At 64.3% G+C, this 20,490-nt stretch carries 17 protein-coding genes; 11 read left to right on the top strand and 6 right to left on the bottom strand.

From position 1 onward, the window contains the following. Positions 1-297: 297 nt before the first annotated feature. Positions 298-2,955 carry a TonB-dependent receptor gene (locus GRI34_RS09090; protein ID WP_234028192.1) on the top strand — a complete coding sequence of 886 codons (2,658 nt, stop codon included), beginning with the start codon at positions 298-300 and terminating at the stop codon, positions 2,953-2,955. A gap of 73 nt (positions 2,956-3,028) precedes the next feature. On the opposite strand, the gene GRI34_RS09085 is transcribed toward GRI34_RS09090, so the two are convergent. Continuing rightward, on the bottom strand, positions 3,029-4,309 hold the full coding sequence (locus GRI34_RS09085; RefSeq protein WP_160595652.1) for an acyl-CoA dehydrogenase family protein: 1,281 nt from the start codon (positions 4,307-4,309) through the stop codon (positions 3,029-3,031). Then, positions 4,309-5,628, bottom strand: a complete 1,320-nt coding sequence (locus tag GRI34_RS09080; RefSeq protein WP_234028191.1) for a phosphotransferase family protein — start codon at positions 5,626-5,628, stop codon at positions 4,309-4,311. The genes GRI34_RS09085 and GRI34_RS09080 overlap by 1 nt, the downstream gene beginning before the upstream one ends. Before the next feature lie 196 nt (positions 5,629-5,824). Here GRI34_RS09080 and GRI34_RS09075 point away from each other — a divergent pair, with 196 nt between their 5' ends. From GRI34_RS09075 to GRI34_RS09035, 9 genes are all read left to right on the top strand, one after another. Continuing rightward, the gene (locus GRI34_RS09075; protein ID WP_160595650.1) at positions 5,825-7,006 is read left to right on the top strand and encodes a molybdopterin molybdotransferase MoeA; all 1,182 of its coding nucleotides are present in this window, start codon (positions 5,825-5,827) and stop codon (positions 7,004-7,006) included. Between the two features lie 23 nt (positions 7,007-7,029). Beyond that, complete coding sequence (gene moaA / locus GRI34_RS09070; RefSeq protein ID WP_160595649.1) at positions 7,030-8,025, top strand: GTP 3',8-cyclase MoaA; 996 nt, start codon at positions 7,030-7,032, stop codon at positions 8,023-8,025. Positions 8,026-8,104: 79 nt separating this feature from the next. Then, on the top strand, positions 8,105-9,193 hold the full coding sequence (locus tag GRI34_RS09065) for a CaiB/BaiF CoA transferase family protein (protein ID WP_160595648.1): 1,089 nt from the start codon (positions 8,105-8,107) through the stop codon (positions 9,191-9,193). A gap of 28 nt (positions 9,194-9,221) precedes the next feature. Then, complete coding sequence (locus GRI34_RS09060) at positions 9,222-10,643, top strand: aldehyde dehydrogenase family protein (RefSeq protein WP_160595647.1); 1,422 nt, start codon at positions 9,222-9,224, stop codon at positions 10,641-10,643. Then, the gene (locus GRI34_RS09055) at positions 10,643-11,092 is read left to right on the top strand and encodes a MaoC family dehydratase (protein ID WP_090476474.1); all 450 of its coding nucleotides are present in this window, start codon (positions 10,643-10,645) and stop codon (positions 11,090-11,092) included. Before GRI34_RS09060 ends, GRI34_RS09055 begins: the two co-directional genes overlap by 1 nt. Before the next feature lie 55 nt (positions 11,093-11,147). Then, positions 11,148-11,816 carry an exopolysaccharide biosynthesis protein gene (locus GRI34_RS09050; protein WP_160595646.1) on the top strand — a complete coding sequence of 223 codons (669 nt, stop codon included), beginning with the start codon at positions 11,148-11,150 and terminating at the stop codon, positions 11,814-11,816. Between the two features lie 50 nt (positions 11,817-11,866). Further along, complete coding sequence (locus GRI34_RS09045; RefSeq protein WP_160595645.1) at positions 11,867-13,795, top strand: DUF3604 domain-containing protein; 1,929 nt, start codon at positions 11,867-11,869, stop codon at positions 13,793-13,795. Beyond that, on the top strand, positions 13,792-14,574 hold the full coding sequence (locus tag GRI34_RS09040) for a peptidyl-prolyl cis-trans isomerase (RefSeq protein ID WP_160595644.1): 783 nt from the start codon (positions 13,792-13,794) through the stop codon (positions 14,572-14,574). Before GRI34_RS09045 ends, GRI34_RS09040 begins: the two co-directional genes overlap by 4 nt. After that, positions 14,571-15,542 carry a HupE/UreJ family protein gene (locus GRI34_RS09035; RefSeq protein WP_160595643.1) on the top strand — a complete coding sequence of 324 codons (972 nt, stop codon included), beginning with the start codon at positions 14,571-14,573 and terminating at the stop codon, positions 15,540-15,542. The genes GRI34_RS09040 and GRI34_RS09035 overlap by 4 nt, the downstream gene beginning before the upstream one ends. Here the strand turns inward: GRI34_RS09035 and GRI34_RS09030 are convergent. From GRI34_RS09030 to GRI34_RS09015, 4 genes are read right to left on the bottom strand one after another with little or no spacing between them, the layout of a single operon-like run. Next, a complete protein-coding gene (locus GRI34_RS09030; RefSeq protein ID WP_160595642.1) occupies positions 15,512-16,939 on the bottom strand; it encodes an efflux transporter outer membrane subunit in 1,428 nt (475 codons plus the stop codon). The genes GRI34_RS09035 and GRI34_RS09030 overlap by 31 nt on opposite strands. Further along, complete coding sequence (locus GRI34_RS09025) at positions 16,936-17,928, bottom strand: efflux RND transporter periplasmic adaptor subunit (protein WP_160595641.1); 993 nt, start codon at positions 17,926-17,928, stop codon at positions 16,936-16,938. Before GRI34_RS09025 ends, GRI34_RS09030 begins: the two co-directional genes overlap by 4 nt. A gap of 1 nt (position 17,929) precedes the next feature. Continuing rightward, positions 17,930-18,637, bottom strand: coding sequence for an ABC transporter ATP-binding protein (locus tag GRI34_RS09020; protein ID WP_160595640.1), 708 nt, complete (start codon positions 18,635-18,637; stop codon positions 17,930-17,932). Further along, positions 18,634-19,767 (bottom strand): ABC transporter permease, encoded by a 1,134-nt coding sequence (locus tag GRI34_RS09015; protein ID WP_160595639.1) that lies wholly within the window; start codon positions 19,765-19,767, stop codon positions 18,634-18,636. Before GRI34_RS09015 ends, GRI34_RS09020 begins: the two co-directional genes overlap by 4 nt. Before the next feature lie 74 nt (positions 19,768-19,841). On the opposite strand from GRI34_RS09015, the gene GRI34_RS09010 reads away from it, so the two are divergent. Beyond that, positions 19,842-20,486 carry a TetR/AcrR family transcriptional regulator gene (locus GRI34_RS09010; RefSeq protein WP_160595638.1) on the top strand — a complete coding sequence of 215 codons (645 nt, stop codon included), beginning with the start codon at positions 19,842-19,844 and terminating at the stop codon, positions 20,484-20,486. The last annotated feature ends 4 nt before the right edge of the window (positions 20,487-20,490 follow it).

Here is a 20,490-nt window from a genome sequence, read left to right as displayed (position 1 = left end):
GACACAATGTTGCTGGACTGCAATGCACGTTGCTTTCGCGCCAGGCTCGGCAACGCGGGTCCATATTTTCCTGGCCATCGATTTCTTAACCGGTCTGCAAGTGCGCTTCATGCAGAGGCCCAGCTTCCGTAGCGTCACCCAGAATGCCAAACCCTTGGCACGGTGGGCTGGCCGAAGGGCTTTGTCGATTAACACAAATAGAGTTTTGACAAAGATGGCCCGAACGTGGTGAATTCGCTGAGGGTTGTTGGGAAGAGAGCTAGATCCGGGAAAATCCGGACAAGTTGGGAGAGAGCCATGAATTATCGAACCAAGATCGTAGCCGCTGCATTGTGCGGGACCGTGTTGTCCACGCCAGCCTTTGCGCAAAACGCCGAACCGATGGATTCCAGCGCGTCGACAGACGGGCAGATCGACGGCGACAGCGAACTTCTCGGCGGCGACACGGACGTCATCATCGTGACGGCGACCAAGCGCGCGCAGGATGTGCAGCAAATCCCGCTGGCGGTGACAGCAGTCAGTCCGGCTCAGCTGGAACAGCAGGGCGTCGTGAACGTCCAGAACATCACTCAGGTTTCACCTAGCTTCTCGACCTCGCAAGCCCAGAACTCTTCCGGCACGGTCGTGTTGCGTATTCGCGGTGTCGGTACGACATCGAACAACATCGGCTTCGAAAGCGCGGTCGGCATTTTCGTCGATGGCGCTTACCAGTCGCGCCCGGGCATTGCGCTTTCCGAATTCGTCGACGTGGAACGCGTCGAGGTTCTGCGCGGTCCGCAGGGCACGCTCTTCGGACGCAATACCTCTGCCGGTGCGCTCAACATCATCAACAAGCGGCCCGACCTGTTCGAATTCGGCGGTTTCGTGAACGCCACCTATGGCAATTACGACCATCTGAGTGTGCAGGGCGCGGTCAACATGCCGATCGTGCAGGACAAGGTTGCCGTCCGCCTGACCGGCGCCTGGCGCGAACGTGACGGCTTCATCACCGTCAACGACGCGAACGGCAATTTCCTCGAAGACACCAACAGCGTCGACCAGTTCCTCGTCCGTGGACAGCTTGGATGGGAAACCGACAGCGGTTTCCGCGGCCGGATTATCGGCGACTATTCGGAATCGAGCGGCGACTGCTGCGGTCCGGTCGAATTGCTGCAATCCCCGGTTGAAACCGGCGGCCTGTTCGGCATTGTCGGTGTCGGTCCGCGAGGCGGCATGTCGGCTCCGGTCGTTGCCACCAATCCCTTCGACCAGACGACTGCCGAAGAAGCGACCGAGAACCAGATTGCATCGGCCGATGTCGAACACCTGGCCTCGAGCAATCAGTGGGGCATCCTCGGCGAATTCGAGCTACCGCTGAGCGATAGCATCGATGCAATCTACATCGGTTCGTACCGCAAGTACGAGAATGACGAGAGCTACGATTCCGACTTCTCGGGCCTCGATGTGTTCAACATCCTTCCCGGTGGCGGCACCACAATCAAGACCATGACGCACGAGCTTCGCTTCCAGGGCGATGCCGGCCGACTGCAGTGGATGCTGGGCGGGTACTACTCCAACGAGAAAATCGACCAGACCGTCGTCGCTGGACTCGGCGCAGACTACGGCGAACTGTCCGGAGCGTTGCTGGCCGGCGGCAGTGCGCCGATCACCCCGCCGCTGGGCATTTTCTATGCCGCCGCTGCCAACGGGCTTGCGCTCGATCCGGCCAACCCGCTCACATTCCTGAGTGGCGGTGTCGATCCGGCAGGCACGACGAGCACCAATTTGTTCGAACAGGACAGCACCAGCTGGTCGATCTTCACGCACAACACGTTCGACGTCACCGACAGGCTCAGCCTTACGCTTGGTGCGCGCTGGTCGGATGAAAGCAAGGACGGCAGCTTCGACCAGCTGGCGGTCAACAATCCGACCTGCCTCGGCTTCCTCAACGGCGGTACAACGCGCCTTGGGCAGGCTGCAGGTGCTGCGGGCGTTCCTGCGGCAGCGATCCCGGCAACCGTAGGGGCCTTGGCACCCACGGCCTTCGTCCTGAGCTGCTTCCCCTTCGTGGCCCCGGCCATCGGTACGGATGCGATCCCGCTACCGCTGCCGCGTGAATTCGCTGGCGAGTTCAACGATGAAGAGCTGATCTACACGGTCAAGCTTGGCTATGACTTCGGCGATGTGAATGCGTACGGCAGCTTCACGCACGGCTATAAGGCAGGCGGTTTCAACCTCGATTCCACTGCTGCGGTTGGCGGCGCTGATCCGCGCTTCGATAGTGAAGAAGTCGATGCGTATGAACTTGGTCTCAAGGGCCGTTTCCTCGATGGAGACCTGACAACCAATATAGCTATCTTCTATCAGGAATTCAGCGACTTCCAGGTCCTGGAGTTCACCGGAGCCCAGTTCCAGACCTTCAACGTGCCAAAGGCGCTGTCGAAGGGCATGGAATTCGAAGCGCAGATCCGGCCGACCGGCGGTCTCACCGTCAATGCCGGCCTCACCTACACCGATGCGTCCTACCCGGATGACTGTGCGACCGATGCCGACCCGCTGCGTGTCCGCAACCTGTGCGGTGCTCCGTTGACGAACGCTCCGGAATTCGTCTCGATCGTCGGCACGACCTATCGCGGCGATATCAGCAACAGCCTGAGCTTCTTCCTCAACGGCCAGATCCGTGCGGAGAGCGATCGTCGTACTTCGACGCAGCCGCGCGAAGTGCCGACAACCGCAGCCGATCTCGGCAACACGCCGCTGCTGCCGTTCGATTACCAGGATGGCAACATCAAGATCAACATGCGCGCAGGTGTCGGCGGTATCGACGAGAGCTGGGGTATCGAAGCTTGGGTCACCAACCTCACCAACGTCGTTACGCGCGGAGTGACCTTCAACACGACCCTGCGGTCGGGTTCGCGTTCTGCCTTCACGCAGGAACCGCGGATGTACGGTGTGACGGTACGCGGCAAGTTCTGATCGCGGGACATGTCGATGAATTGGGGGCGGCCTTCGGGTCGCCCCTTTTTCGTTGCGGGTAGCGGCCGGCGTTCTAGCCCTGCCGTCTTGGCCCCAGATAGCCGAATAGGTAGGCGGCAACCTTGCGCATCTGGATTTCCTCCGCACCTTCGGTGATCCGGTAGCGGCGGTGATGGCGATAAATGTGCTCGAACGGCTTGTGGCGTGAATAGCCGATGCCGCCATGCACCTGCATAGCGCGGTCGGCGGCTTCGCAGACCAGGCGGTTCGCCCAGTAATTGCACATGGACACCTTGTCGGAGATCGTCCGCTCGATCTCCTCGTGCGGCATATTGTCCATTTCGCAGGCGGTCTTGTAGATCAGCAGGCGGAGCATTTCGCATTGTGTCGCCAGCTCGACCAAGGGGAACTGGATCGCCTGGTTGCGCGCCAATTCCTCGCCGAAGGGTTTGCGTTCACGCGCGTATTTCACGCTCTCCTCGACGCAGAATTGCGCCGCGCCAAGCGAGGATGCGGCCTGCCGGATGCGGTTCTGGTGGACGAAGCTCTGCGCAAGCGCGAGACCGCGACCTTCTTTGCCAAGGATCGCGCTATCGGGCACCCAGACATCGGTGAAGCTTAAGCGCGGGTGGTCGGTGGGCATGTTGAAGGTCCACATCCACTCTTCGATCTCCAGCCCCTCGGTCGGATTGGGGACGAGGAAACAGGTGATCCCGCGTGCCGCGCCGTCTTCCCCGTCCGTGCGGGCGAACAGCGCGCAGTGCGTGGCGACATGCATGCCGGTGATCCACATCTTCTCGCCGTTGATCCGCCAGCCGTCGACACCGTCACGCGTTTCGCGCACCGCGCGGGTCTCCATGTGGGTGGCATCCGAACCGTGGTCGGGCTCGGTCAGGCCGAAGGCGACGCGGCGCGTGCCTTCGAAACCGCCGAGGATGAAATCCTCCTTCTGCTCCTGCGTCCCGAAGGTCTCGAACATGGCGACGAAGGGGAAATTCCCGACAATGCTGTGTTCGTTCTGCAGGTCGTTGTGCAGGCCGAGCCCACGCTGCGCAAAACGGTCGCGGATCACCGCCATCCAGAGGTTCGAACCGTCTTTCCCGCCATATTTCTTCGGCGCGGAGAAGCGCCAGTGGCCGGCCTCGTCGGCGACCTTGCGGGCCTGGCGCAGCAGGTCCTCCCACTCGTGATTGGGCAAGCCGCCGCGCTCCCAATCGGTGCGCGCATTCTCGCGGCGATGGTCGAAGAACCGGATGTTATCATCCCTTGCGACCAGCGGTTCGATCTCTGCCTCGATGAAGGAAACGAGTTCGGCGTAGTAGTCCTCGAGATCCTGCGGAATGCTGAAATCCATCAATCGTCTCCGATCCATTGACGCCGCGCCACCGCGAGCGAGGGGTATTTGGGCACATCCGCCGAAAGCTTGGCGAAAGCGGTTTCGCGTAATTCGGCTAGCAGGCCAGGGGACGCGAGATCGATCTCACCTTCCAGCAGCGCCTCGGCGAGTTCGGCGTCGCCTTCGACCGGCATCAGCGCATCGTCCCGTGCGATCATGCCCAAAGCGTTGCGGGCCACGGCAAGCTGGAAGCGGTCGTGCCCTTCCATCCGGTCCTTGATCGTCTCCAGCCATTCGGAAATCGCGGTCGCAACTTCGCCGCTTGTCGCCTCGCCATGCGTTTCGGGCGCTTCTGGAGGAGCAATCGACTGGTTGCGTTCCTCATCCGGCGCGTCTTCTTCGAGCAACAGCAGGAGGTCCAGTTCCTGCTCGCTCGTGCGGCGCGAGATGACGACGCGTTCCAGCATGCGGTCTTCCCCGCTGCGCCAGTAACTTGCCATCTTGAGGCAGCCCAGCGCCCACCAAACGGTGCGATAGACCGTCCAGAAGCGGAAGCGTGCAGGGTCTACCGGCCTGCCGCCTGCCTCTTCGTAGGCCGCGAAATATTCTTCCAGCGAGCCGAGGCCGAGCGCCGGTTTGTCATACCCCCCAAAACGCCACACTGCCATGCAGCCAAACGCGAGGTCTTCGTGCCAGTCACCGAAATGAGCCAGCTCCCAGTCGAGCACGCCGGTCAGATGGCTGTCCTCGGCGAGGATATTGCCAAGGCGGAAGTCGCCATGGTTGAGAACAGGTTCGACCGGGTCGGGCAAATTGTCCATCAGCCAGCGCAGGCCAAGGGCGATGATCGGCCTGTCGCCGCCTGCATCCTCGAATTGCTGGCGCAGGTTCGCCACCGCTTCGGCATATTCCATGACGGGGACGTCGCCCGGAAGATCGCACGCGCCGAGCGAATGGATGCGGGCCAGATCTCCGGCAGCCTCGACGAGTATTTGTAGCGGCGTCTCCATCGACTGGATTGCGCGCGGATCGGGCGTGCCGGGCAATGCTTCCATGATGAAGCCGGAGCCAAGGCCGTCGCTTTCCTCCAGCACACCGGCAATGCGGGGCGCGGTTACGCCCTTCTTCTGCGCCGCCTCGATGATCGCCGCTTCGGTGGCGTGGCCGAACGGGCGCTCGGTCATGAACGCCATGCTCGGTGCGCGGCGCAAGACGTAGTCCTTGCCTTCCGCGTGAAAGCGCCAGCTCTCCATTGTGGCGCCGCCGGTCAGGCGTTTCGCGTCGTCGGGCTGCCCAAGGCCGAGGCGTGCGCACGCGCGTTCAAGTCCTGTCTGCATTGCGTCCGATTTTCCCCCTTGGTCCATGGTAGGTGTATGTGCCCCATGACTGCCGCGCCCTCAAGGATGGTCTCGCGAGGTTGCATGGGCCTGCCTCTTCGCTAGGGGTGGGGCGTTAACCAAGCGGGATGAAGAGAAAGCGAATGACCGATCGCCAGGTGAAAAACGCTGCCCCTGTCGCGGTCGGGCCAATATCTTGATATCGTTCGACGAAGCCAGCGCGATCCTGCGCGAAGCGGCAGGGCCCCTGGAAGAGGTGCGGGTCGCCATCGGGGAGGCTGCTGGACTGCGTCTTTCGCGCTCCGTCGAAGCCCGCATCGATGCGCCGCGTTTCGATGTCTCCGCGATGGATGGGTATGCCGTGCGTGATACCGACCTGCCGGGCCCTTTGCGCATCGTCGGTAAATCCTATGCCGGTTCGCAGGCGCCGGCGGGAATATCGCAGGGCGAAGCGGTCCGCATTTTCACCGGTGCGCCGGTTCCCGAGGGGGCCGACCGCGTGCTGGTGCAGGAGATCGTCGAGACGCGGGGCGAGCAACTCGAGACCGTCGGCGAATATGGCGAGGCGCGGCACATCCGCGCCCGGGGTTCGGACTTTCGCGAAGGCGAGACCTTGCTGGATGCGGGGACACGGTTGGGGCCACGGCAACTGGTCGCTGCCGCCGCCGCCGATTGCGCAGAGGTTTGGGCGTGGCGGGCACCGCGGATAGCGATCCTTGCTACCGGGGATGAACTTGTCGCGCCCGGCACAGCTAGCGACCGTCCCGGCGCCTTGCCCGACAGCATCACGCCGGCCCTTGCCGAAATGGCCCGTCAGTATGGTGCGACGATCGTCGACAGCGCGGTCGCACCGGACGATCCCGACCGCATCGAGGAACTGGCCGCCCGATTGCTTGACCGGTGCGATGTCCTGGTAACGATTGGCGGCGCATCGGTGGGAGAGCGCGATTTTGCCAGTCGTTCGATAGAAGGAGGGAACTTTCGCACTCTCTTTTCCAGGATCGCCATGCGCCCGGGCAAGCCTGTCTGGTGCGCGAAGGGTGATGGTGAGCGCTTCGTTCTCGGCCTGCCGGGCAACCCGACGTCTGCGCTCGTCACCGCACGGCTTTTCCTCGCGCCTCTCGTCACCGCGCTTGCCGGAGGGGACTATGACGAGGTGCTGGGCTGGCGAGAGCTCGAACTGGCGGAAGACCTGCCTGCCCCCGGTCCTCGCGAACATTTCGGGCGGGGCGCTCTCAGCAAGGGGAACGCACTGCCCTTCGCCAACCAGCAATCGGGGGCGCAGGCCTTGCTGGCAAAGGCCGATCTGCTCCTGCGTCAGACCGGAGGGTCGGGCGGACTTTCGGCAGGGCAGGCCATTCAGGCGCTCGACTTCTGACCGGGCGCAGCTACTCTCCTGCCATGCATGATGCAGCGCCCCTGATCGACGGCTTCGGTCGAAGGATCGACTACGTGAGGATGTCGGTCACCGACCGGTGCAATTTGCGCTGCACCTATTGCATGGCCGAAGACATGCAGTTCCTTCCGCGGCGCGACCTGTTGACGCTGGAAGAGCTTGCCGACCTTGCGCGCCATCTCGTGGCCCGCGGCGTGAAGCGCATCCGGCTGACCGGGGGAGAGCCGCTGGTAAGGCGCGGCATTGTCGACCTTGCAAAGGAGCTCGGCTCCCTACGCGCATCCGGTCTTGAAGAACTGACACTGACCACGAACGGCGTGCTGCTTTCGCAGATGGCCGAACAGCTTTTCGATGCTGGGATAGAGCGGATCAATGTCAGCCTAGACACGCTGGCCCCTTCGCGCTTTGCCGCGATTACGCGGGGCGGGGACGTGGCGCGCGTAATCGAGGGGATCGATGCAGCCCGCGCGGCGGGCATCGCGGTCAAGATCAACATGGTGGCGATGCGCGGCGTGAACGACACCGAATTCGTGTCCATGGCCAAGTGGTGCGGCGCGCGCGGATGCGACCTCTCGCTGATCGAGACGATGCCGCTTGGCGAAGTGGAGGGGGAGCGCTCCGACACCTATCTCCCGCTCTCGCATGCGCGGGCCGCCCTTGAACGCGAACTCGCCCTCGTGCCGACGACTTACCAGACTGGCGGACCGTCGCGCTATTTCGAGGTGGCAGGGACCGGGCGCCGGATCGGCTTCATCACGCCGCTGAGCGAGAATTTCTGCTCTTCCTGCAACCGCATCAGGATCGCGGCCACCGGCACGGTCTATGGTTGTCTCGGCCATGACCAGAAGGTCGAACTGCGCGATATCATGCGTGAAGGCGGCGAGGGCGCGCTCGATGCGGCGATGGACGCGCTGCTGGCAGGCAAGCCCCGGCGGCACGACTTCGATATCGCAGCCGATACGCCTGCGACCTCCCGCCATATGAGCGTTACCGGAGGCTAGACGCGAAAAGCGTTGCAATTGCGAACCGTTTCGACTTGTCTCCGGGTCAGAGAGAAATCGAGATCGTGGAGAGAGAAGAATGGCCGAACACGCCGCGCATGGACCGCTGACCGGATTGAAGGTGGTGGAGTTCCAGGGAATCGGCCCTGGACCGCACGTGGCCATGATGCTGGCGGATCTCGGCGCGGAAGTCGTGCGGATCGAGCGTCCGGGACACCAGCCGATGAACCCCGTCGTAGAACGGGCCCGCCATCGTGCCGCCGTCGACCTCAAGAGCGAGGAAGGCCAGCGTTTCGTCCATGAGGCGCTGAAACATGCGGACGTTCTGGTCGAAGGCTTTCGTCCCGGCGTGATGGAGCGGCTGGGCCTCGGACCCGACGTGCTGCTCGAAGCCAATCCGCGTCTCGTCTATGCGCGCATGACCGGCTGGGGGCAGGACGGTCCGCTGGCGCAGGCTGCCGGGCACGACCTCAACTATATCGCCATCACCGGCGCGCTCGATTCCATCGGGGCGAAGGGCGAACTGCCGATTCCGCCCCAGAACCTCGTCGGCGATTTCGGCGGCGGGTCGATGTATTGCGCCATGGGTATTCTCGCCGCGCTTTATGAACGTGAACGCAGCGGCAAAGGGCAGGTCGTCGATGCCGCGATCGTCGATGGCGTGACCAGCCTGATGAGCTTCTTCTACGGCCAGCCGCATAGCGCGCTGCGCACAACGGAACGCGGCGCAGGCCTGCTTGGCGGGGCGGCGCATTTCTATCGTTGCTATACCTGTGCGGATGGCAAGGAAGTGAGCGTCGGCGCTATCGAACCGCAATTCTATGCCGAACTGCTTCAGCGCGCAGACGCTACTGAAGAATTGCGCGAAGGCCAGATGAACCCGGCGAACTGGGACGATTACACCGAAAAACTCGCCGCGCTATTCAAGACGAAGCCGCAGGCGGAATGGGTGAAACTGCTCGAAGGCACCGATGCCTGTTTTGCCCCGGTCGTCCCGCTCGACGAGGCGAAGGACCATCCGCACATGAAGGCGCGCGGTGCTTTCGTCGAACATGGCGGTCGCTCGCACACGGCGCCCGCTCCGCGCTTCGACCGCACGCCGGGCACGATCCGCGACAGTGCACAGGACGGCGAAGAGGTGGTGGCGCGCTGGTCGCAAGGGAGCTAATGGACCGCGCGTAAGGAGAGAAATTCCCATGCGCGATTGCACCAAGTTCTACATCGACGGCCAGTGGGTCGACCCGGTCACCGAAAACACGCAGCCGGTCGAGAATCCCGCGACCGAAGAAACCATCGGCCACATCAGCTTCGGCAGTGCTGCAGACGTCGACAAGGCGGTCAAGGCCGCGCGCCGCGCGTTCGAGAGCTTCAGCCAGACGAGCAAGGAAGAGCGCCTCACCCTGCTGCGCGCGATCCAGGCCGAAATCGCCAATCGCAAGGACGATCTCGCGCTCGCCGTGTCGGATGAAATGGGCGCACCGATGAGCCTCGCCAACGGTCCGCATACCGGCCTGCTGGCCGGTCACTGCCAGACCGCGATCGAAGTGCTCGAGAAGTTCGAATTCGAACGCCAGGACGGCCCGACACTCCACATCTGGGAGCCGATCGGTGTGGTCGGCATGATCACTCCGTGGAACTGGCCGCTGAACCAGATCGCCTGCAAGGTCTTCCCCGCGCTGGCGACCGGCAACACGATGATCCTCAAACCGTCGGAAATCGCGCCGTTCGATGCCTATATCTTTGCCGAGATCATGGATGCGGCAGGCGTGCCCGCCGGCGTATTCAACCTCGTCAACGGTGACGGTCCGGGCGTGGGCGAAGCAATGAGCGGCCATCCCGACATCGACATGATCAGTTTTACAGGCTCGACCCGCGCAGGCGTGCTCATTGCCAAGAACGCTGCCGACACGGTCAAGCGGGTGGCGCAGGAATTGGGCGGGAAAAGCCCCAACATCATCCTCGACGACAGCGCGTTTACCCAGTCGGTCATGCGCGGCACCACCGCCATGATGGGCAATTCGGGCCAGACCTGCACTGCGCCCAGCCGCATGCTTGTCCCGCACAAGCGCATGGAAGAAGCCAAGGCTGCGGCGAAGGAAGCGGCCGAGGGCGTGATCCCGGGCGATCCCAAGGGCAACGCCACCATCGGCCCGGTCGTCTCCAAGGCCCAGTGGGACAAGATCCAGGGCCTGATCGAAAAGGGCATCGAGGAAGGTGCAACGCTGGTCGCGGGCGGCCCCGGCAAGCCCGAAGGTCTCGAAACCGGTCATTATGTGAAGCCCACCGTATTCGCCGATGTCACCAATGACATGACAATCGCGCGCGAAGAGATCTTCGGACCCGTCCTCGCCATGATCGGCTATGACGATTACGACGATGCCATCCGCATTTCGAACGACACCGAATACGGCCTCGCCAGCCACATCATGGGCGAGGATATCGAGACCGCCAAGAAGCTCGCCAAGCGCATCCGCGCAGGTCGTGTCGCCATCAACGGCGGTTATGACATGAATGCGGCGTTCGGCGGATACAAGAAGTCGGGCAATGGCCGCGAATGGGGGGAGTGGGGCTTCCATGACTTCCTCGAGGTGAAAGCCGTTATGGGGTACGACGCGTAATGGCGGGCCGGCACTTCGACGAATGGCAAGTCGGCGACAAGCTGACCCACGAAATCCGCCGCACGGTGACCGAAGCGGACAACCTCTTCTTCACCGTGATGACCCACAATCCGCAGCCGCTCCACCTCGACGTGGAAGCGGCCAAGGAAAGCGAGTTCGGGCAAATCCTCGTCAACGGGACTTACACCTTCTCGCTGATGGTAGGCCTGAGTGTGGGCGACACCACGCTCGGCACGCTGGTGGCGAACCTGGGTTACGACAAGCTGGTGATGCCCAAGCCGGTGTTCATCGGCGACACGCTTCACGCCACCAGCGAGGTCATCGCCCTGCGCGAAAGCAAGTCGCGGCCCGACACCGGCATCGTCACCTTCCTGCACGAAGCGGTGAACCAGCGCGGCGAAGTGGTCTGCCGCTGCGAACGTTCGGCACTCCTCAAAAAGAAGGGCTGACGGTCGCCTGCACCCCTTTTCGCCCTTCGCGCGTTGAGGGGCGAAGGGGAGTGCAATGACCGAAGGTAAGTCCCAGTCCGAACCCGATGGCGTCGAGAGCGTACTCGGCGAACTCGACGACCTGACCACCAAGAACGACAAGGTCCGGGTGGGCGATGTGCTGGACGATTTCGGTGGGCGCAGCTTCGGCCCTTTCATCATGATACCGGCCTTGCTGGAGATCACGCCGCTTGGCGGGATTCCCGGTGTGCCGAGCTTCCTTGCCGCAGTAATCGCACTGATCGCCGTCCAGCTCCTTTTCGGCAAGGAGCATATCTGGATGCCGCAATGGCTCCAGGAACGCGCAGTCGAGAGCAAGAAGCTGCACAAGGGTATCGCCAAGCTGCGCGGCATCGCGCACTGGCTGGACGAGCACAGTCACGGCCGCCTCGAAGGGCTGACCGAGGGCATGTGGATCAAGATCGCGGCGGTGGTCATCCTGCTGCTCTGCGCTACCGTCCCACCGCTCGAAGTCCTGCCATTCGCCAGCAGCGCGCCCATGCTTGCCATCGCCGCTATCGGCCTGGCGCTGACGGTCCGCGACGGGGTCATCATGCTCGCGGCACTGGCGCTCGCCATCGCGGCGATCGGCGGCGGCACCTATTATTACTACACCTCGGATGAAGAGGGCTCGGGCGGCGGCATGGCCATCGCCGAACCCGTTGCATATCGCATACCTGCTTGACGTAAACACGATTGCTCCTGCACATTCCCTCGCGGATGAGGGGATGAGACATGGACTATCGTATCGGCGTAATTGCGGGCGCCCTGGTTCTGGCAGGTTGCGACCTGTTCGGCGGGGGGCGCGTTAGCGAAGAGCAGCGCGGTGACGGCACCAATACGATTGAGTTGGCGGAGTTTCCCGACCGTCCGTACTGGGGCGACACCCACCTTCACACCGACGTTTCGGTCGATGCATTCGGCTTCGGCGTCCGGCTCGGCCCGGAAGACGCGCTGAAGTTCGCGCGCGGGGAAGAGGTCACTGCGACCACCGGCATGAGCGCGCAGCTCGACCGGCCGCTCGATTTCCTCGTCATTGCCGATCACTCCGATGCAATGGGCGCGACCCGCCGGCTCTACGATGCGCCGCGCATGATGGTGCGCGATCCCACGCTGCGCCGCTGGCGCGACATGATGCACGAAAGCCCAGATCAGTCGACGCGCGCTGTAGCGGAACTCATCACGGCCGCCGCAAACGACGAGATACCCGAGGCGTTACGCGACCCCGAACGCCAGGCGAAGGCTACGCGCGAATTATGGGACCGGCACCTGGGCCTGCTCGACCGCTATAACGAGCCGGGCACTTTTACGGCTTTCGCCGGGTTCGAGTGGACGCTGATGCCGGGCGGGAACAACCTCCACCGCGTCGTGATGTTTCGCGACGGCAGCGCGCGGACCGCGCAGGTCCTGCCCTATCCAGGATTGGACGGCGATGTCACCGGCCTGTGGGACTACATGGATTCCTACGAACAGAGCACCGGCGGCAAGGTGCTGGCGATCCCGCACAATTCGAACTTGTCGAACGGCAAGATGTTTGAATTTTCAGGCCCCGACGGCGGACCGATGGATGCCGATTACGCGCGCCGCCGGGCACGGCACGAACCGGTGGTCGAGGCAACGCAGATCAAGGGCGACAGCGAAACGCACCCCTTCCTGTCACCCAATGACGAATATGCCAGCTTCGGCGTGGCCGGATGGGAGCTTGGCAATCTGCCGCTGACGGCCAAGAGCACGCCGGACATGTTCGCGGGAAGCTATATCCGCTCCGCCCTGTTGCGCGGGTTGACGCTGGAACAGCAGATGGGCGAGAACCCTTATGCCTTCGGCCTGATCGGGTCTACCGACAGTCACACGGCGTTGGCCACGGCAGACGACGACCAATTCTTCGGCAAGCATACCGGCAACGAACCGCGTGCCGACCGCGCTATGGCGCCGCAGAATCTCGGCACGCGCGAAGGACGCTTCGGCTGGCACTACCTCGCCAGCGGCTATGCGGCCGCCTGGGCGCGCGGCAATACGCGGGCGGAAATCTTCGATGCCTTCATGCGGCGTGAAGTCTATGCAACGACCGGGCCGCGCATGGTGGTGCGCCTCTTCGCAGGATTTGATTTCGGCGAAAGCGATTGGGAAGGCGACTGGGTGCGCGCAGGCTATTCGCGCGGTGTCCCCATGGGCGGCGACCTGGTGGACGACGGCAGGGCGCCGACCTTCCTCGTCAGCGCGCTGAAAGACCCCGACGGGGCCAATCTGGACCGGGTGCAGATCGTGAAGGGCTGGGTCGATGCCAGTGGGGCGGAGCAGGAAAAGGTGTTCGACGTCGCGTGGAGCGCGCGACCCATGGATGCCGCCTCCAATGCGCCGGTGCCGCCGGTGGGCGATACGGTCAACCGGTCCGCGGCGACCTATGAGAATTCGATCGGGGCGGCCGAATTGCGCGCCACCTGGACCGATCCCGAATATCGCCGCGGCCAGCGCGCATTCTACTATGTGCGCGTGCTCGAAATCCCGACGCCGAGCTGGGTCCTCTACGATGCCAAGCGCTTCGGCCTGACGCTGCCGAAGGAAGTCGTGGAGGCCAACGTCATCCAGCAGCGCGCCTATTCCTCGCCCGTCTGGCTGCGTCCCCGCGGCACCCCGGGCGATGCGCCGCCGATCATGCGATGATGCGCCGGCTGCTGCGCGATCCGCTCGCGCATTTCCTGGTGGCGGGGGCTGCTATCTGGGCCGCGCTGTCCTTTGCGGGCGAGCCGGTCGATCCGGCCGAGCGGACCATTGCGCTCACAAAAGAGGCGCAGGCGAACCTCGCGCTTGGCTTCGAGCGCACGATGGGCCGCCCGCCCACCGATGCGGAGCTGGATGCGCAGATCGAAAGCTGGGTGCGCGAAGAGGTGCTCTACCGCGAGGCGTTGCGGCTTGGGCTCGATGCGGGCGATCCGGTCGTGCGGCGGCGATTGTCGACCAAGATGGACGATCTGGCAGGGGCCGAGGTGGAAACCGCCCGGCCGAGCGAGGAGACGCTGGCGGCGTGGCTGCGCGACCATCCCGGCCGGTTCGCGCAAGGCGAGCGGCTCACCTTCTCGCAGAAATATTTCCGTAGCGAAGATGCACTGCACGAAGCGCTCGACGCAGCGGGTGATGCAGACGGGGATGCTATTTCGCTGCCGGAACGCATGACCGATGCGAGTTATGCGGACATCAAGGCGGTCTTCGGCTCGCAATTCGCGTCGCAGATCGCGCGGATGCAGGAGACCTCCGGTGCGCAGGTGACGTCAGGCTATGGCTACCATCTCGTCGACGTCGAAGAGCGTGTCGAGGGAAGGCAACAGCCCCTGTCGGAAATCCGCGACAGGGTGGAGGCCGACTGGCGCAGTTCGACGGCTGCCGCGCGGCGCGCAAAGGCATTCGAGCTCCTTCGCGAAGCTTACCGGATCGAGGTCGAATGATCCGCTGGCTGTTGGCGCTCGCCGTCCTCTTTATCGCAAGCCCCGCCTTGGCGGATGAGTTGCGGCCCGTCTCGATCCAGTTGGAGCAGGTCGACGAGGAGCGCTGGAACCTTGGTTGGAGGCAACCGCTCTCCTCGCCGCAGGCCGACCGGACCGCGCGCCCGGACTTGCCCGAAATCTGCGAGGTTTCAGGCGAGCCGGTGCTCGATAATTCCGCGCTTGCGGTGGTCGGACGCGCGCAAGTCACCTGCGAGGGCGATATTGCCGGGAGCCGCATCGGCTGGCCCGCCCTCTCCGGACAAGGCGATGCAATCCTGCGCGTGGCCCCTCTGGATCGACCCGTCCAGGTCTACCGCCTGACCGCACAGGAACCCTACGCCGAGGTCGAAGCGCGGCCATCGAGCATGCAGGTCTGGCGCGGCTATTTCGTGATCGGGGTCGAGCATATCCTGGCGGGATGGGACCATCTGCTCTTCGTGATTGCGCTCGTCCTGCTGGTCGGGCGGACCTGGCCGGTCGTCAAGGCGGCGACGGCCTTCACCGTGGCGCATTCGATCACGCTCGCAGCGACGACGCTGGGGGTCACCGGATTGCCGCAGCGCCCGGTCGAGGCCCTGATCGCACTGTCGATCGTGTTCCTCGCGGTCGAAATCGCGCGCGGCACGAAGGATACGATCACGCGACGCCTGCCGTGGCTGGTCGCCTTCGCTTTCGGCCTTCTCCACGGTTTCGGTTTTGCAGGAGCCCTGCGCGAGATAGGCTTGCCGGAAGGCGAGGTGCCCGCAGCGCTCGTAAGCTTCAATCTCGGTGTGGAGGCAGGGCAATTGCTGGTGATTGCCGCCGTCCTCGCGGGTCTGGAAGTGATCCGACGCGTGCGGGCGGGGGCCGAAGCGCCCGCCTTGCGTATCGCCTCCTACGCCATCGGGATTACCGGGGCCTACTGGCTGGTGGACCGCGTGATCGGCTGAGTGTCGCCGCCGAGCGCCTGCCACAAAATGACCCGTGCGCGCTCCGCCCGCCCAAGGGCCGCTGCCGCGCGCTCGCCGCTGGCCTCGGCCGCACGGCGCGCTTCGAGAACGGTCAGGAAATCCGCCAGACCTGCGCGTTGCCGCACCTCGGCGAGCGAGGCGGCGCGTTGCAGGCTGGCCGCCTCTTGTGCGGCGGCTGCGGCCTCGCGGTCGGCGGCGGCGACGAGACCATAGGCCTCTTCCGCATCGCCGAGGGCGGTGTAGACGGCACCGCGATAGGCTTCGAACGCAGCGCGTTTTTCGGCAGCGGCACCGTCGATCTCGGCCTCGGTCCGCCCGAAATCGAGCAGCGGCGCGGCGACGGACGCGGCGAGGCTGCCGATGATGGAATCGCTGTCGAACAGGTCGCCCGGGCTGAAGGCCAGCAGGCCGATGGCGGCCGACAGGTCGAACACCGGGAAGCGGCGGCGGGCGGCCGCGGCCAGTTCCGCATCTTCCGCGGCGAGCGTTGCTGCGGCGGCAAGGACATCGGGACGGTTGGCAAGCAGGGCGCTCGGCAGGGTGGCGGGGGTAGCTGGCAGTCCGCTTTCGCGAGGTGCCATAGCCAGGGCAGAGCGCACCTGCGCGCCGCCCTGTGCGGTGAGGGTGACGAGGCGGCCGATCAGGCGGGCGCGCTCGCTTTCCAGCGCTGCGAGGCGGCTGCGCGAGGCGTCTGCCGCACTTTCCGCTCTCACGCGGTCGAAGCCGGGCGCGATGCCCGCATCTTCGCGCACCCTGGAAAGACGGGCGAGGTCTTCGGCTGCAGCTAGGTCGTCCTTGATGGCGCTGGCCCTCGCATCGAGCGTGCGCCAGTCGATCACGCTGGCAGCGATCTCGGCGAGCAGGGCGTTGCGTACGCCGCGGGCGCTGGACGAAGCCGCATCGATCCGGGCGAGCGCTGCGCGTTCCTGCGCGCGCAGGCTGCCAAAGATGTCCGGGTCCCAGCGCGCGGTAACATTGGCCGCATAGGACAGTTGTTCGGTGTCGAAAGCAATTGCCGACGGCAGGTCGCCGCCAAATTGCGCCGGGTTGCTGCGGCGCCCCTCGACCGTTGCATTCGCGCCTATGGAGGGCAGGCGGTTCGCGCCGCGCAGGTCTGCGCCTGCACGCGCTTGGTCGATCCGCGCCAGCGCTTCGCCCAGCGTCGGCGAACTGGCGAGAGCCTGCGCGGCCAGCGTGTCATAGGCAGGATCGTCAGCCGGAAGCAGCGCGGCGAGGCCGGTCGCCGAGGCGGCATCGGGAGCGAACAGATATTCCGGCGGCAGGACCGGTGTGGGCGTGGAGATTTCGGGCGGCGGCCCGGCAACGCACCCGGCCAGCGCCAGCGCACACGAGGAGGCGAGTAGCAGGCGCATCATTCGCCGCCCTTGGCCGGGATATAGGCATCGACCTGCTGGCCCACGCGGAACAGCGTTTCGCTTGTCGATGCAGCTTCGGGCAGTTCGTAGAGCACTTGCAGGACGCGCACGTCGACGCGCTCTGCCGCGGAATTGGTCAGCGAACGCTTGGGCACCACAAGCGGTTCGGCGCGCACGAATGTCGCCTTTACTTGCTGGTCGGATGCGCCGCGCGGGCTGACCGTTGCCGCTGCGCCCATGTCGAGGCGCGGTGCCTGCTCCTCGTCGATATCGATCCGGACATAGAGCGGCTGCGTCTGGCCCATCTCGATGAAGGGCTGCGATCCGCCGCCGCCCATGGTGCTGACATATTCGCCCTTGCGGATATTCACCGCCAGAATTTCGCCTGCGATGGGCGCGCGCACAGTCAGGCGGCCGATTTCGGTCCGTGCGCTGGCGGCACGCGCCTGGGCGGCCTGCAAGCGAGCTTGGGCAAGTGCGAGGCGCTGCGAGGCGGCGGTCGCCTCTCCCTCGGCGCGGATGACTTCGGACCGGCTGACGGCGGCGGGATCATCGACATTGCGATAGAGCGCCAGCTGCCGGGATGCCGTTGCGCGCGCGGTCTCTGCCTCGGCAATCGCGGCGCGCGCTTCGCCGATTGCGGCTTCCGCCTCGCGCAGGGCAGAGCGCGCGACGCGGTCGTCCACGGTGAACAGCGTCTGGCCTTCGCTCACGCGGTCGCCCGGCTGGACGAACAGGCCGGTGACGAGGCCCGATAGAGCCGAGCCGATCTGCACCACTTCGCTCGACGGTTCGACCACGCCCGATCCAGCAACGCGCGGCGCATCGGCCAGTTGCTCCGGGGCGCGGGGCGGTTCGTTCTCCGGCTCGGACAGCTCGCGGTCGGGCAGGCCGCCGACGATGAAGAAAATGGCGAGCAGCAGCGCCAGGCCGGCGATGGCGGGCAGCACCTGCCGGGAAAAGCTGAGATTGCGGAGATTGAAAGCCATATCAGTGTTCCTCGGGCATTTCGGTGCCGTCATGGATGATCTTGCCGTCCTCGAGCACGAGGATGCGGTCGGCGAGATCGAAAACGCGGTTGTCATGGGTGACGATGATGCAGGCGCGGTCTTCGGCGACGGCGACTTCGCGCAAGAGGTCCATCACCCGCCTGCCGGATGATGCGTCGAGCGCGGCAGTGGGTTCGTCGCACACCACCAATCGCGGTTCGTGCACCAGCGCGCGGGCGATGGCGACGCGCTGCTGCTGGCCGCCCGAAAGCTGGTTGGGCAGTTTGTCCGCCTGGTCAGCGATATTAAGCTTGGCCATCATTTCGACCGCACGTTCGCGGGCCTCGTGACGGTCCATTCCCTGTGCGATCAGCGGCACGGCGGCATTGCTGGCCGCGTCGATGGCGGGGATCAGATTGTACTGCTGGAAGATGAAACCGATGTTGTTGAGGCGGAACTCGACCAGTTCGGTGTCGCTCAATTCGTATATGTCGGTGCCGAAAACCTTCACCTCGCCCTCGGTCGGCCACAGGATGCCGCACATAATCGAGATCATGGTGGTCTTGCCCGAACCGCTTTCCCCCACGAGATACGTCAGCTCGCCCGCGCGGATGTCGAGGTCGATACCGTGCAGGACCGTGATGGTCTGCTGGCCAGCCGTGAAGTCGCGCGTGACGCCGCGCGTGCAGATGGCGGGGGCCTGGCTCACCGGAACACCGCCGCAGGTTCGGTCTTGAGGACGTTGCGCAGGGCCAGCCAACCGGTTAGCGCCAGGATCAGCGTGACCGCGACGAGGCTGATGATCGGTATCTGCCAGGGGATGTAGAAGCCCTTGAAGGTGGGATTGGCCGAAAAGCTCCAGATGAAGGCCAGCGTGCCCAGGACGCCGAGGCCGTAGCCGACGAAGCCGACCAGCGCGGCCTGTGCAGCCACCATTTTGCGGATCTTGCCATTGGTGACGCCGATCGCCTTCAGTGCCCCGAATTGCTTGATATTGTCGCGGATGAAGAGGCTGAAAGTCAGGCCGACGATGGCGACCCCGACGATGAAGCCGAGCGCGACCGTGATCCCGAAATTGAGCGGGATACCGGTATTCTCGATGATGAAATCGACCCCGTCCCGGGCGAATTCGTCGCGCGTCTGGGCTTTCAGTCCCGTCTCGCGCTCGATCTTTTCCGACAAGGCCTTGGCCTGCGAGGGGTCTTCCGCGCCGACCAGCACGAAGGACAGGCGGTTGCGGGTGCCGGGCACGTAATTCAGCGCCTGGCTGTATTTGGTATACAGCACGACGGTGCTGGTGAAGCTGGGCGTCGCATCGGCAATGCCGCGGATCACGGCGCGCTGGTCGTTCAGCTCCAACCGCTCCCCGATAGGCGATTGCCCGGGGAACATGCGGGTCATGCCGACATCGTCGATGATCACGCTGTCGGGCTGGGAGAGGACGTCTGGCGAGCCTTCGATCATGTTCTTGGGCAGGCCGATCAGCGTCGCGTCGTCCACCCCGATAACCGCCACGCCTTCCAAGTCGCCGCTCTTGGTGCGCACGCTGGCCTGGGCGCGGATGTGGGGGACGGCCCATTCGACACCGGGCACGCCGCGCACCTTGTCGAGCGCGGTGGAGGGCAGGGCATAAGATACGTCGGTCGTGCGGCTGACCGGGTCCATGACCCAGACATCGGCGCTGGAGACGTTGTAGACGCCGCTCGCCCCGCGTTCGAGCAGGTTGACGAAAATCGTCAGCTGCTGGGTGATGAGGAGCGTCGAGAACGCGATGCCGAAGACCAGCCCGTAGAACTTCTGGGCATCCCCGGTCAGCATTCTGATTGCGATCCAGATCACGGCGCTCGGTTGCCTTTGCTGTGCGACTCGTCCATTATTGAACGGAGGCGTTCAACTGAACGGGACCGTTCACTTTGTCAACTGTTAGTGAAAAGCGATCGATCGGAAGGCCGGCGGACCAGGCCAAGCGGGAAGCGATTCTCGCCGCGGCCGCCCATTCCTTTTTCGAGAAGGGCTTTGCCGCCACCTCCATCGAGCAGGTTGCTGCGGATGCAGGCGTGTCGAAGGTGACGATCTACAATCATTTCGGCGACAAGCAGGCGTTGTTCGCAGCCTCCGTCGATCGCGAATGCTCGACTATGCGTTCCAGTCTGGAACTCAAATCGCTGCCGACGGGGACCTTGCGCCAGCGGCTCACCGCGATCGGGGAAGCGATGGTGGCTTTCCTGTCGCGCGATGAGATGGTCCAATTCGACCGGCGGATCGCCGCAGAAACCGAGCGCGACCCGACCATCGGCGAGGCATTCCTGCAGGCAGGCCCCTACCGTATGCGCACCGCCTTTGCGGGCCTGCTTGACACCATGGTCGCAAGCGGTGAACTAGCGATCAACGACACTGCGCTCGCGGTCGAACAGTTTGTTTCCATGTGCAAGGGAATGGGCGATCTGGAGCGCCGCTTCGGCCGTCCGGTAGACGCTGAACTGGAGCGCAAGCGCATCGATGGCGCCGTCGATGTCTTCTGCCGCGCCTATGCCGTCGAAGAGTGTGATCGGAAATAGGACG

The sequence above is a fragment of the Qipengyuania aquimaris genome (genome assembly GCF_009827445.1).
Taxonomy (GTDB): Bacteria; Pseudomonadota; Alphaproteobacteria; order Sphingomonadales; family Sphingomonadaceae; genus Qipengyuania; species Qipengyuania aquimaris.
Note: the sequence above shows the minus strand (reverse complement) of the source record. Positions and strands in the feature narration are given on the sequence as shown.

Excerpts from the sequence above, each read along its gene's own strand:
- GRI34_RS09045 (WP_160595645.1), top strand. The coding sequence starts at position 11,867 with ATGGACTATCGTATCGGCGTAATTGCGGGCGCCCTGGTTCTGGCAGGT.
- GRI34_RS09035 (WP_160595643.1), top strand. The coding sequence starts at position 14,571 with ATGATCCGCTGGCTGTTGGCGCTCGCCGTCCTCTTTATCGCAAGCCCC.
- GRI34_RS09090 (WP_234028192.1), top strand. The coding sequence starts at position 298 with ATGAATTATCGAACCAAGATCGTAGCCGCTGCATTGTGCGGGACCGTG.
- GRI34_RS09080 (WP_234028191.1), bottom strand. The coding sequence starts at position 5,628 with ATGCAGACAGGACTTGAACGCGCGTGCGCACGCCTCGGCCTTGGGCAG.
- GRI34_RS09025 (WP_160595641.1), bottom strand. The coding sequence starts at position 17,928 with ATGGCTTTCAATCTCCGCAATCTCAGCTTTTCCCGGCAGGTGCTGCCC.
- moaA (WP_160595649.1), top strand. The coding sequence starts at position 7,030 with ATGCATGATGCAGCGCCCCTGATCGACGGCTTCGGTCGAAGGATCGAC.
- GRI34_RS09060 (WP_160595647.1), top strand. The coding sequence starts at position 9,222 with ATGCGCGATTGCACCAAGTTCTACATCGACGGCCAGTGGGTCGACCCG.
- GRI34_RS09065 (WP_160595648.1), top strand. The coding sequence starts at position 8,105 with ATGGCCGAACACGCCGCGCATGGACCGCTGACCGGATTGAAGGTGGTG.
- GRI34_RS09085 (WP_160595652.1), bottom strand. The coding sequence starts at position 4,309 with ATGGATTTCAGCATTCCGCAGGATCTCGAGGACTACTACGCCGAACTC.
- GRI34_RS09040 (WP_160595644.1), top strand. The coding sequence starts at position 13,792 with ATGATGCGCCGGCTGCTGCGCGATCCGCTCGCGCATTTCCTGGTGGCG.
- GRI34_RS09030 (WP_160595642.1), bottom strand. The coding sequence starts at position 16,939 with ATGATGCGCCTGCTACTCGCCTCCTCGTGTGCGCTGGCGCTGGCCGGG.
- GRI34_RS09050 (WP_160595646.1), top strand. The coding sequence starts at position 11,148 with ATGACCGAAGGTAAGTCCCAGTCCGAACCCGATGGCGTCGAGAGCGTA.
- GRI34_RS09055 (WP_090476474.1), top strand. The coding sequence starts at position 10,643 with ATGGCGGGCCGGCACTTCGACGAATGGCAAGTCGGCGACAAGCTGACC.